The sequence below is a fragment of the Pseudoglutamicibacter albus genome (assembly GCF_022346425.1).
Taxonomy (GTDB): domain Bacteria; phylum Actinomycetota; class Actinomycetes; order Actinomycetales; family Micrococcaceae; genus Pseudoglutamicibacter; species Pseudoglutamicibacter albus.
Genome location: NZ_JAKRCW010000003.1, coordinates 184,882 through 196,741, shown reverse-complemented (window position 1 = coordinate 196,741; position 11,860 = coordinate 184,882). Strand labels below are relative to the sequence as shown.

9 protein-coding genes and 1 pseudogene are annotated in these 11,860 nt (G+C 57.7%); 4 read left to right on the top strand and 6 right to left on the bottom strand.

The genetic code is table 11. The features are described from left to right. Nucleotides 1–231 precede the first annotated feature (231 nt). The 3 genes from MHJ63_RS03450 to MHJ63_RS03440 all read left to right on the top strand — a co-directional run bounded on the left by MHJ63_RS03450 (nucleotide 232) and on the right by MHJ63_RS03440 (nucleotide 2,080). A complete protein-coding gene (locus MHJ63_RS03450) occupies nucleotides 232–606 on the top strand; it encodes a DUF3052 domain-containing protein (protein WP_052048188.1) in 375 nt (124 codons plus the stop codon). Further along, a complete protein-coding gene (locus MHJ63_RS03445; RefSeq protein ID WP_052048181.1) occupies nucleotides 607–1,089 on the top strand; it encodes a redoxin domain-containing protein in 483 nt (160 codons plus the stop codon). A 493-nt stretch (nucleotides 1,090–1,582) separates the two neighbouring features. Further along, on the top strand, nucleotides 1,583–2,080 hold the full coding sequence (locus MHJ63_RS03440; protein ID WP_338110370.1) for a helix-turn-helix domain-containing protein: 498 nt from the start codon (nucleotides 1,583–1,585) through the stop codon (nucleotides 2,078–2,080). A 78-nt stretch (nucleotides 2,081–2,158) separates the two neighbouring features. Here the strand turns inward: MHJ63_RS03440 and MHJ63_RS03435 are convergent, their stop codons facing one another. From MHJ63_RS03435 to MHJ63_RS03420, 4 genes are all read right to left on the bottom strand, one after another. Then, nucleotides 2,159–3,406, bottom strand: a complete 1,248-nt coding sequence (locus tag MHJ63_RS03435; RefSeq protein ID WP_035754219.1) for an IS256 family transposase — start codon at nucleotides 3,404–3,406, stop codon at nucleotides 2,159–2,161. A 134-nt stretch (nucleotides 3,407–3,540) separates the two neighbouring features. Beyond that, nucleotides 3,541–4,422 carry a DNA adenine methylase gene (locus MHJ63_RS03430; RefSeq protein WP_035754221.1) on the bottom strand — a complete coding sequence of 294 codons (882 nt, stop codon included), beginning with the start codon at nucleotides 4,420–4,422 and terminating at the stop codon, nucleotides 3,541–3,543. Continuing rightward, a complete protein-coding gene (locus MHJ63_RS03425) occupies nucleotides 4,419–5,939 on the bottom strand; it encodes a hypothetical protein (RefSeq protein ID WP_035754223.1) in 1,521 nt (506 codons plus the stop codon). The genes MHJ63_RS03430 and MHJ63_RS03425 overlap by 4 nt, the downstream gene beginning before the upstream one ends. Before the next feature lie 108 nt (nucleotides 5,940–6,047). Then, complete coding sequence (locus tag MHJ63_RS03420; protein WP_035754225.1) at nucleotides 6,048–6,251, bottom strand: helix-turn-helix domain-containing protein; 204 nt, start codon at nucleotides 6,249–6,251, stop codon at nucleotides 6,048–6,050. A gap of 205 nt (nucleotides 6,252–6,456) precedes the next feature. Here MHJ63_RS03420 and MHJ63_RS03415 point away from each other — a divergent pair, with 205 nt between their 5' ends. Beyond that, nucleotides 6,457–7,473, top strand: coding sequence for a DNA-processing protein DprA (locus MHJ63_RS03415; RefSeq protein ID WP_052048189.1), 1,017 nt, complete (start codon nucleotides 6,457–6,459; stop codon nucleotides 7,471–7,473). A gap of 73 nt (nucleotides 7,474–7,546) precedes the next feature. Here MHJ63_RS03415 and MHJ63_RS03410 read toward each other — a convergent pair whose 3' ends face one another. After that, on the bottom strand, nucleotides 7,547–7,930 hold the full coding sequence (locus tag MHJ63_RS03410) for a sulfate permease (protein WP_239446167.1): 384 nt from the start codon (nucleotides 7,928–7,930) through the stop codon (nucleotides 7,547–7,549). Between the two features lie 160 nt (nucleotides 7,931–8,090). Continuing rightward, a pseudogene (gene mobF / locus MHJ63_RS03405) lies at nucleotides 8,091–11,638 on the bottom strand (MobF family relaxase). Nucleotides 11,639–11,860 lie beyond the last annotated feature (222 nt).

Genomic DNA, 11,860 nt, shown 5'->3' with positions numbered 1-11,860 from the left:
GACAAATCTTGTTCTTGATTCTCTCCCGTTTTCAACGGTTGAGCGAACTGTCTTGTTCCCATCGTAGTAGGGGACGGCGGGGAGTTTTGGCGCGTTCAGTTGTTTTGAGCGCTGAAAACGTGTTTTGTTAGACGTGTAGCCCTGATCACGGGGTGAGTTTTCGTTGTTCTATTGAAAAGGATTTGAAACGTGAGCGTTCGGACGGCGCCGTATGAGGGTGCTGCTCAGCGGATGGGGATCTCTGGAGATCATCTTGTTCAAGAGCTCGGTTATGACGAGGATGTCGATTTTGAGCTTCGTGACGTGATCGAGGAGGTCACTGGCGAGCCGATTCTGGACGAAGACGAGCACGAGGTTGTTGACGCTGTGTTGCTGTGGTGGCGTGACGGCGATGGTGACCTTGTTGATGCGATGGTTGATTCCCTCACGGATCTTGATGATGGTGGCGTTGTGTGGCTTTTGACCCCTAAGTTGGGTGAGGACGGCCATGTGTCTCCTGTTGAGATTCAGGAGGCTGCACCGACGGCTGGCTTGCACACGACGAGCACCGTTGATGTTTCCGAGCTGTGGTCCGCTGTGTGCCTGCAGCAGCGGAAGCGTCACTGAATGTTGTTAAATCCTTCCGATGCGGCGCCGGGGTTGGCGTCGCTTTCGGTTCCGTTGGTGAACCAGCATGGTGAGCGGGTTGTGCTCGCTGACCGTGTTGGTCAGGTGACGGTTTTGAGTTTTTTCCCGTTGAGTTTCACTCCGGTGTGTCATTCGGAGTTGGGCGGGCTTGCTCAGGTTGCTGATGCGTGGGCTGAGGCTGGCGTGTATGTTGCGGCGTGTTCGGTGGATTCGCGGTATACGTTGCGCACAGTTTCGGATCAGCTGGGTTTGGGCTTTGACTTGCTGAGTGATTTTTGGCCGCATGGGGCTCTTGCGCAGAAGTTGGATGCGTTCGATGCGGGGCGGGGTCACGCTACGCGCACGGCTTTCGTGTGGGATGCTTCAGGGCGGCTGGTTTCGAGGATCGAGGCTGACCGCACCGCGAGCAGACCTTTGGATTCCTACGTCGAGGCCCTGCGGGCTGCTGGGGCTGAGCTGTAGGAGTCCTTCCGTTGGGCGCGTATTGAAAGGCCTGTTAAACGATGAATGGTCCGGAAACGAATTCGTTTCCGGACCATTCTGTTGGTGGGTCCAGAGGTGTTTGGTTTCACGACATCGTTCACCCCTAACCACCCCAACCAACCCACAGATGTGCCACGACACCGTTCCAGGCATGTCTCAGGTCATCGTTCATCTATGTGTCAGGACATCGTTCACCCCAGGACAAGGCGCGACCGGTTCGCCCGCCTAGCTCACGTCATGGCGGAGGCTGAGCGGTGACTTGCGACACCCGGCGGCAACGAGCAACAGAAGCAGCGAAACAGAATAGCCCCGGAGAGCGCCGCATCCGCAAGGCAAGAAGAGCGTTTCGTGGTAGCCCTTGCGAAGCCTGCAAAACGGAACGATGTCCTGACACATCACCAGAAAAAGCGGAACGATGACCCGACACATCAAAGCCCCAGAGCATAAAAAATGTCGGGACACCGTATGAACGATGTCCCGACACATTACATTGGTGGGCCTACTTAGGTACTTCTCAAACCCCAGTAGGCCGCGAAGAACGTTGATTTCCCGTGTTATCAAGGGATCGAAGTCGCAGCGAACACGTAGGGGTACCATCCGCGTGGCTGATTCCCGTGGTCCGATGCGTAAAAGTTCGGGTCAGTCTCAAACCCGTTTGAATGCCTCGAATCGTGAAGAACTCCTCGTTGGGTACGCCGAGGGGGTGCCGGTTCAGGAGCTGGCAAGAAGGTTCAACGTTCATCGGGCGACTGTGCGAGAGATTGCTAGGCGAGCGGGCCATCCGAGCAGAGCCCCGGAACATTCACAACAGGTACGAGGCGAGGCAGCACGCCTCTACGCTGAGGGCTTCACCCTCAGTCAAGTAGCAGCGCAGTTGGGCATCGGCGACGAAGCCGTTCGCTCGGCCGTGGTAGCCAATGGGGGCACGATTCGACCCAAAGGGCGTCGGAAGATGAGTGCTTATTTCTAGATAACTCAAAACTTTAAAGTAGGAGCTTCTGGTCAAGTCCCCGGTAGTGGTGTAGCGCCGTGTCCTTCGTGGTGAGGGTTAGGCGCTGAGTTCCAGGACGGTGTCGGTCACCCCCTCGGGTGCGGTGCCGGGGATGAGGGTGAGTCTGCTCTTGGCGAGGATGTCGAGGCCGAGGTAGCGGCGGCCTTCGGCCCATTCGTCGGTCTGCTCGGCGAGGACGGCGCCGACGAGGCGGACGATCGCGTCACGGTTCGGGAAGATGCCCACCGAATCGGTGCGGCGGCGAATCTCCCGGTTGAGACGCTCGTTGGGGTTGTTGGACCAGATCTGCTGCCAGAGCCCTTCCGGGAACCCGGTGAACGCGAGGATGTCTGCCCTCGCCGCGTCGAGGTGTTCGAACGCGTCGGGCAGCTTGCCGTCGACGTAGTCCAGCAGCCGGTCGAACTGGGCGTGCACCGACGCTGCGTCGGGCTGGTCGTAGACCGAGTGCAGCATCGCCTTCACCGCCGGCCACATGCTCTTCGGGGTCACGCTCATCAGGTTGGCGGCGTAGTGGGTGCGGCACCTTTGCCAGACCGCGCCGGGCAGGTTCGCCGCGATCGCCTCCACCAGCCCCTGATGGGCGTCGCTGGTGACGAGGCGGACGCCGCCGAGACCGCGGGCGACGAGGTCGGCGAAGAAGCTGTTCCAGGCCGCGCCGGTTTCGCTGGTCGCAATGCGGAGCCCGAGGACTTCGCGGCGACCATCGGCATTCACGCCGGTCGCGACGAGCACGACGGCGTTGATCACCCGGCCGCCCTCACGAACCTTCATCGTCAAGGCGTCGGCGGCGACGAACGTGAACGGGCCGGCGTCGCCCAAGGGGCGGCGCCGGAACTGCTCGACGTGCTCGTCGAGCTCGGCCGCCATCCGCGACACCTGCGACTTCGATAGCGAGTGGATCCCGAGGGTCTTCACCAGCTTGTCCATCCGACGGGTCGAGACCCCGGCGAGGTAGCAGTCCGCGACGACGGTGATCAGTGCCGTCTCGGCACGTTTGCGCCGCTCGAGCAGCCATTCCGGGAAGTAGGTGCCAGAGCGCAGCTTCGGGACAGCGACGTCGATGGTGCCGACGCGGGTGTCCAGATCGCGGTGGCGGTAGCCGTTGCGCTGAGCCGTGCGGTCGGGGCTGGGCTTGCCCCATTCCGCGCCGACCACGGCGTCCGCGTCCGCGGACAGCAACGCGTTGATCATCGTCTGCAGCAGGCTGCGCATCAGATCCGGCGACGCATCGGACAGCGCTTCGCTAAGCACGCCGGCAGGGTCGACAATATGAGGAGCGGTCATCGTGATGACTCCATTCGAGTGAGAAGTAGAGAGCTTTCTCGAAGGATCACACGGTGACCGCGTCTACGTCGTGAACGACGAGCCGGACCACCGCGCGCTACACCACTATGCGGGACTCAACTGAGCTTCTAGTGTTATGCGTCAATCTTCCAACCTTCTCCAATCTCCGGAAGACTGTCAGATAACACTGCTACTTCAGTAGCCTTCACGACTCGGTGAGCGGAGTAATTCAACTGAAACTCTCTCCGACGTCGCTCTGCATATAGTTCAGCGACCTGAGGGGCATTATCGTAGGTTAGAATCCATCGACTAGTAGCGAAACTATTTAATATCTCCGCTAAGTGAACATGATCCTCTGCCGTAAAAGCGTTGAGGTAGAGAGAGCCAGCCTTCTCGAAATATGGTGGGTCGGCATATATAAAAGCATCGTTCTGGCTTGCAAATTGGGCAATCACATCTTTGCCGTCTTGTCTAGTCGCGATGATACTGTCGGCGTAAAGTGCCAGAATTCGCATTCGCTCTGTAAGACCGTCGCGGTTGAACCGAGCATCGATTTTATAGTTTCCGGTTTGCTCCAGTCCACCGATTGGACCGCCGTTGAGGATGCCCGAACGATTAGTTCGGTTCAAGAAAAATGTAGCGAAACCCAATTCTTTAGTATTGCTTGTGTCGACGGCTCGATATATCTCGCGTTGCTTACGCCATTCGTTCACGTCTAAAGAGACGCTTTGAATCTGTTCGATCAAGTAGTCTGGATGCTCCTTGACTGTCAACCAGAACGAGTAAATCGCCGGATCGAGATCATTGATCACGACCTTCTCCACTTGCCCTGTAACAAGTAGGCTTAGGCCTGCCCCAACTCCACCGGCGTACGGCTCAACGTAAGTACAGCCTGCCATGTCCATGTCTCGAATGAGTTTCCTCAGTCGGGAATATAGGGCGGACTTCCCCCCTGGGTAACGCAGCGGGGAAATGCGGGGGCGTCTGCTCGTCACACTAATGTTTACGGCGCTCATGGTTTCATCAAATATCTCATGATTGAGTCAATCGATGCCCACATCGCAAATGCTTGATCTCTGTCAACATTAAAATGATGATTGTGATTAATAGCGTTTAATGAGTCAGCGGTCGAGGTGTATGTTACAAGGAAGCCAGTTTGGACCCCCTTGATCGGTTGCTTCAAATGACTCGGACCATTGGTATTTACGTGGTCGAGAAGCCAACTCAACGCGTTACCCAATTGCACTCGACCTTTATTGTTGTGTTTAGTTTTACCTATGTCGATAGTTTTGTGTTCCGCGAAAGCCTTGATTGACTTTTCTAGGACTGCTCGAATCGCTAGAAATGTCACATTCGGAAACTTTTGCACGTCAACTTCGGACAGCTCTCCTAGGAGAAGTTTTAAGGCTTCCGGGTAGGTGTCTGGGGCCTTTACTTGACCCAAATCTAAGTTTCGGGGTTTAGCTTTCTTCTTCACCGGTGACTTCTTTGCAGGTGACTTTGTCCGGGAGGTAGTCGCGGTTGGCGACGATCCACTACCTGTGGCTCTTGCCCCAGACGAGCTGCCGCCCCCTCCACTCGGCGCGACACCCAAGTTGGCACCAGCCCCGGCAGTATGGTCAGGATCTCCTGAAGATGGATCAGCGTGCTGGGTATCTGGAGCTGATGCTACTATTCGCCGTAATTCGGCCATTAATTGGGTGTATCGAGGACTTTTCACTGAATTCAGACTTCGAGTGTTGATGTTCTCTTCGAACATGCCTCGTACAATTTCGGTCGCCACCTCTTTGAAAACCTCGTCGGACACTGTTTTCGAGAGCGTCCCATCTGACTCCATTGTCAGGCCAATCAGCTCAACGAATTCTTTCGACTCATAGATACGTGCGAGTGTAGAAAGACCGCGAGCCCACTTCTTAGTATTCAAGAAGTCTTGCAACTCCGGATCGTCAAAGTGCACGGATTTGAACAAGTTAATAATTAACGCGCGACGAACGAACTTAGTGACGTCAATCGTCGGATAGCGAGAAACCAGCTCGTTCAAAGTTCGGCCGGAGTCGATCTGAGCTTGAAAAAACGCCGCCTGTCTGCTGGGGGTCCAGGCTCGCCTTAAGTTTCCAGTGTGTATGGCAGCGATAAGTTGGTCTGCTTCATCTTGACCAGGAGCAATCATTACCCGAATTTTCGCAAGTGACGACCTATCAGGTAACTGTTTTGCAAAAGCGCTAATTCGAGCTTGATAATCTGGCACCAACATAGGGTTTTGAATTGACTTAAGCGCGGCAAGTCGTCTATTCCCCTCGACCATCACGTACTTACCGTGCCGATCAAGAACGACTGGCGTTTCATGCGTCAGATACCCGATTTTGCAGATGCCTTCAACGAGCCCTAGAGCGTCCTCATTGACAAATAGATCTTCGATAATGTCTGCTTCGACTTTCGCATCAGCGATTTCGAGACGAACATTCTTCGGATCTAAACGTATGTCCTTCAGCACATCAAGTTCAATGATTGGCCAAGTCGAAGTGTCTAACATGATCAGCAGCCTCTTCCGTGAGTAAAGGTAGGTAGACTCAGACGCTGAAAACAGAGACGTATCCTGCAAATGTTCATGGTGTCATAGCGTCGAAAAGTCGATCTGAACCTATTTTTCATCCGCCGCGCCACCCTTCGTCTCACTTGGTCCACTCACGTACATCAAAACGTCACTTTTCAAAAAACGCCAAGCACGTCCTACTTTTTCGCCAGGCAATGTACCTGCGCGTGCAAGCGCAAGGACTGTCTTAGTCGACACCCGCAGCAAAGCCGAAGCTTCGTCAGCCGTCAAGATTTCGTTGTCTTCTGGCATCTTCCCGTATCTTCCGTGAACTGGCCTCACCTTCACTCTACTGGACGACAGATTTTCCCACCAGTCTGACAGCCAGCCGCTGTAAAAACTTGGGCGGTTCTTCGATGCGAGTGTGGCCAAACAACGTCTGATGAAAGATTCTGATCGTTAGGTAATGATGGCGTTGGTAACTCACCTTTCCTTCAACGACGAAGGGACCGGGAACATGGACACGCTCTTGACACTCGCGACGGACGAACGTGCGGCACGGATCGCCCTGGCCGTGATCACTGACCCCACTGATGCGACAACGGGGCATCTCCTTGCGGTTCACGGCGCAGTCAGCACTGTCACGATTCTTACCGACGACGCACTGGTACCTGGTTTGGATAACGTGGAATCTCAGCTGTGGCGTAAACGCTTGATGGCCCGGGTGGAACCACGACTGATCCAAGAAGCACTCGACTTCACAGAACACGGTGGCTTCAAGACGCTTATTCCCGGCGATGGCAACTATCCGGGGTCGCTCCACGATCTAGGCGATGGTGCTCCCTATGTCCTCTGGGTCGAAGGAGAGGAGTCGCTACTCGCAATGCCAGAGAGTGATCGCTTTACGATCACGGGTGCACGTGCGGCAACCAGCTACGGCGTCCAGGTCGCGAACGAGATCTCTGCTGACCTTGCCAGTGACGGGAAAGTCATTGTTGCTGGTGGCGCATACGGTATAGATGGTGAAGTTCACCGGTCTGCGTTGGCTGTTGCGGGTCATACGATTGCGGTGATGGCCGGTGGAATTGACCGTCCATACCCATCGGGTCATCGAGATTTGTTTGGACGTGTGAGCGATGTCGGACTGTTGGTGAGCGAGCAGCCGCCGGGAGCCACGCCGACACGGGCACGGTTCATGGCCCGTGCCCGCATCGAAGCTGCACTTTCTGGTTCAACGACGATCGTTGAAGCTGGTTCACGGTCGGGCTCGCTGCTGGTGGCTCAGCAGGCATACTCGCTGGGGCGCAGCGTCGGTGCGGTGCCGGGGTCGGTGACAAGTGCCGCGAGTTATGGCCCGCATCGGCTCATTGCCCAGGGCATCGCCAGTGTCGTGACCAATGCCAACGACGTACGGGCGCTTTCCGAGAAGCAGCCGTCTTCCGGCTCGATGCCGCAACTTGGCGTCGAAGCGTTCCGTATGGAAAGATACTCGGCACGTGCTCGTGCCGCTCATTCAGCTCACCGTGATCTCTGACGGAACCCACGAGATCAACGATCGCAGTACGGATCGTTTGGCCTTGAGATGCATGTGTAGATAATGACGCGGATCAGCGCGCCGTTTCTAAATCACGATATTCAGCAGCTTCACCAAACGTATGCTGGGTTCTCTGCTGAATTCTGGGTCTGGCCTTGAGCCGGTTGACCTGGAGACGAGCAAGCAGCATCAGACTCAACGGGCCGATCCACAACATCTTGAGTCCGTTCCAAATGCTCAACAGGACAAGCACATTGAGCCAAGCTGGGCCACCATCATTGATGACCTGTACCAGGATTGCCGCGATCAAGAAGTATGGGATCGCCAACAGCATCGCTGGCACACCCCGTTTGAGACCGCGTGGGGTGCGGATCGCATCAAGCAGGATATTGGTTGGCATGTACCGACGCAGAAAATTTCGGGTATGGACGCTTCCAGTCCAGAGCAAGCGGATCACGATCTCGTTCCTCTCCATCGCACGAACAACTCCGACGAGGCGATGCGTTGAAGAGGGACCTGGAACGTCTGCCACAAGTGGCGCGTTGAAGGAGTATCCGCCTCTGTCACCAGGATACGACGAAGCACTGACAGGAGGGAAGCCCGAGACCTTCTTGGCCTCAGAGTCCGAGGGCGTGAATGACCTGTCGCTGCTGTTCACGGTGTGAAGGTGGTTGAGTCGATGGACGAAGTTGTATGACCGCTGCTTGGGCTCGTGCATAGTCAATCTTCTGCGCAGTACGCTCCGGCACTGGGCCAAGTGGATCACTGCTGCTGACCTGGTACCGGTCGCGGTAGGCAGCGATGACGCGTGCACGCCGCCGCCAACCAGTCATCATGTGCTCGTTCTGACGTTGTGGGAAGAGCGGCTGCACCCAATCGGCTGCTTCATCGACGGCTTGGTCAACGAGTGCATCGGCGCGTTGCTCGATCAGCTCGCGTCGCTCATTGAGTGCCTGCCGCATTTCTGGACTCATGGTTCCTTCGGCGTGTGGGATAAGTCCTGCGATCAGGCGTGGCTGTTTTCGCGTCCGTCCTGACCCGGCTGGACGAGCAGTGGCTTTGACGAGTCGCGCGTGCAGTACCGATGCGATGTCATCGGCATCCTCGACGCTGCGTGCCTGTACGAGGCGTGGCAGGAGCCGATCCACATCGTGGTGATTCGCTTCCGCTCGTCGCAACTCCGCCGATAGTGCACCATACGCATCGGAGGTAAGCGCGTCTTCAGCCTGTTCAGGTGTGAGGCCACTCGCATGTAGCAAGGTCGCCCAGCGGTCGTATTGTGCTGCTTGCGCGATCGTCTCGTACTCGGCCGCGAGCTGCGCGATCGAGCCCCACAGTTCCTGCTCCGCCGTGATGGTTTCGTGGGCGGAGAGTTCAGCGCCGACGTGTTGCATGACTCCGTAGAGCACGGATCTGGCAGTGGCATCGCTGTTATCACCGGGGTGGGGCTGGCTGTGCGCATCATCGGGTTTGTCTACGGCGACATAAGCGTGGTTGGCGTTGCGGCCGCGGGTCATCGTGACGTAGAAGTTCTGCCGTGTCGTTGTCGTAGTCACAACTGTATGTGCGGTGTCGGTGGTGATGCCTTGTGCTCTGTGGGCGGTGACGGCGTAGCCGAGATCAACGTGCTCAGACACGTACGCGGCAGGCAGCACGATCGCGCCTCCGAAACGACGCCCGATGGCTCGTACGGTGAGTGAGCCGTCGTCACGGACCTGGGTGATGTGCCAACGTGCACCGTTGCGCACCCATGTGTCTTTCGTGCGCAGTCGCCGGTCGTTACGTCGAGTAATAATCGTGTCCCCGACACCCGCCAACGACCCGTCATTGAGTTCCACCTCACGACTCGGGTGTAGAGCACCGTCAAGAATCAGATCTGCCCGGGCACGGTTGTTGAGTGCGGTGACGGTCTCATTGGTCTCCGCGATCAACACCGACACGAGTCCCGCCGCGGTGTCTGCACGCCAGGCCGCATATGCGGCGTCTGTCATCGTGTCTTCGTCACCGTCGTGGATGCGGTCATGATCGAGGTAGGTGTCGATGATGTCGGTGCGGCCGTGCCGAAGTTCAAGGGATGCGGTCTTTTCCCATTCATGGGTGAACCGGTGAATATCGATCAGTTCGGGTGCGTCGTCCCGGTCACCGGCCAGCAGTGCGAACGCTCCGCCTGCGTCTACGGATTGCAGTTGCGCGTAGTCGCCAACGAGCAGTATCTTCGCGCCTGCCTTTTCGGCAAGTCCTGTGATGCGATCGAGTGAATGAGTACCGGCGAGGCTCGCTTCGTCAATGATTACGAGTTGACCTGCCGTGAACGTGGTGCCGTGGGTGAGGTGGTTGTGCCACCACTTCGCAGTGTTCTCTGTAGTGATACCGAGGTCTTCAGCGAGAACGTCTGCGGCGACAGCTGACGGTGCGAGGCCGACAACCGAACCGGCTCCGTGTTCGTGTTCCCATGCACGGCGGAGCGCGTTCATCGCGGTGGTCTTCCCGGCACCGGCTGCCCCTACAAGCACGTCGATAGTCCGCCCTGACACGGCTATCGACGCGAGTGCGGTCGCTTGGTCATCGCTCAGCATTCGGCCGTCACCATCAGGGAGCCGGGTGATCTGCTCGACTGTCGTAAGCGCCACAGTCGGTGACGCCGTGGCGCGGGAACGTTGCAGGAGGCGGTCTTCTGCTTGAAGCAGGGTTTCGGAGGAATACACGGTGGAGTGCTTCGGGCGGAACCTGCTGGTGCCATCATGTCGTTGGAAGACGATAGGGCTCGACGCTAGTTCAGGTGGCGTCAACCTGAGGGACGCATTTTCGGCCGCATCAACCACAAGCCCGGTGATGGCTTCACGATCCAACATGGAGGCGAAGCGCCATCCCATGAGTTGCCGGGACGCTTCGGCGTGCAGGTTCCAGCGCCGCCACGTCGACCGTTTCTCACCCACTACCTCCACGACTGCCTGCCCGATCTCAGCAGTCACATCGAGGGGTACATCGTCAGCGCGCAACAGTGTCGCGGGAGAGTTGGCTGCAACGTCTTGTGCCCACCGGGTTGCGTCTTGACCGAGTAAGCGGGTTGCGCGGGTGCGCCAATCTGAGGTGAGTTCTGCCAGGGATCGCACCTGTTTTTCGGGTCGGGTTGCGAGGGTTGCCTGGGCTCGGAGCTTGAGAATCGTCGCCGTGGACGGCTGCTTGCCGTGCTTGTCGATATAGTCGTCGATGAGGCGGATCTTCCCGACTTCAATATGTCGGGAACGAGTCGAGAACTCCGTCACCAATTCCTCAGGCACAGCGGTGATTGCCCATGCGGGGTTACGGTCACGACCCATGTCCCGGGTTTCCCATTCGACTCCGAATGTTCGGGTCATGTGGTCAGCGAACACTGCCTCGTGGAGTTCTGAAAGTGCGACGACGGCGGCGTGCATCGGTCTGCCGTCAAGGGAGCGCCACTTGCCGTCTTGCGCGGTCTGGACCTTGTTGGAGATCACGACGTGCGTGTGCAAGTGCGGGTCACCGGCACGGGAGTCGTAGTGATCGAATGCGGTGGCGATCACCCCAGTGACATCCACTTGAGCTGTGGCACCATCGGGGCCGGTTGCACCGACTCGCGTGGCTGCAACTTCGCGCTCGATGAATGCAACCACCTCCGCAATCGCGGCATGGTGCGCCTGCGCGATCAGCGCTTGCGTCCCTGCATCGGCAACTGCCCATAACACCGACGCGGACTTCGGTATCGAGAACGTGTAATCAAATCCAGCTACGGCACGACGGGTACCCCGTTCGGTTTCTTCGGCTTCGATCTGCGCGACCTGTTCCGCACGAGCGGCAGGCGACAACGAGGCATCCAGCTCTGCTACGCGAGTCTCGATTCGCTCCGAAACGGGCGCAAAGGACTGATAGGCACGGCCGAGGGGATCACCGGTGATGGGATCACGTCCCATCCCCACCAGCAGCTGGAGCTGCGCTTCGGTCACTTGGTCACCAGTACTGAGTTGACCGGCACCGATCCCGGCAAGGCCTTGCCCGACCCACCTACCGGGTGGTGATCCCTGCTCGGCGTAGTAGCGCGTCAACGGGGTCGAGATCAACCGATCTCCATCACCACAGCCGCGACAGTGCGCAGAAGGTATTTGTAGCCGTCACCCGCGCTCATCACGCGCATCGAAACCGTCATCGCTACCGCCTCCTGAACGACAGGTAAGCGTCAGCGACCGCGTGTTTGGACGGTCAACTCAGATTTTACTCGCGGCGTTCGAGCCTCTTCTGCAAGACGCGTGGTGCCTTAGAGCGGGGATCTCGACGGTGGAGCGCGCGGGAGGACGAGGCATGGCTCCGCGATGTGGGTCCGCGCGTGCCGGGAAGAAGGGCGGTGAGGACAGGGGTGTTCGTGGTGCAC

Excerpts from the sequence above, each read along its gene's own strand:
- MHJ63_RS03450 (WP_052048188.1), top strand. The coding sequence starts at position 232 with ATGGGGATCTCTGGAGATCATCTTGTTCAAGAGCTCGGTTATGACGAG.
- MHJ63_RS03445 (WP_052048181.1), top strand. The coding sequence starts at position 607 with ATGTTGTTAAATCCTTCCGATGCGGCGCCGGGGTTGGCGTCGCTTTCG.
- MHJ63_RS03440 (WP_338110370.1), top strand. The coding sequence starts at position 1,583 with ATGTCCCGACACATTACATTGGTGGGCCTACTTAGGTACTTCTCAAAC.
- MHJ63_RS03435 (WP_035754219.1), bottom strand. The coding sequence starts at position 3,406 with ATGACCGCTCCTCATATTGTCGACCCTGCCGGCGTGCTTAGCGAAGCG.
- MHJ63_RS03430 (WP_035754221.1), bottom strand. The coding sequence starts at position 4,422 with ATGAGCGCCGTAAACATTAGTGTGACGAGCAGACGCCCCCGCATTTCC.
- MHJ63_RS03425 (WP_035754223.1), bottom strand. The coding sequence starts at position 5,939 with ATGTTAGACACTTCGACTTGGCCAATCATTGAACTTGATGTGCTGAAG.
- MHJ63_RS03420 (WP_035754225.1), bottom strand. The coding sequence starts at position 6,251 with ATGCCAGAAGACAACGAAATCTTGACGGCTGACGAAGCTTCGGCTTTG.
- MHJ63_RS03415 (WP_052048189.1), top strand. The coding sequence starts at position 6,457 with ATGGACACGCTCTTGACACTCGCGACGGACGAACGTGCGGCACGGATC.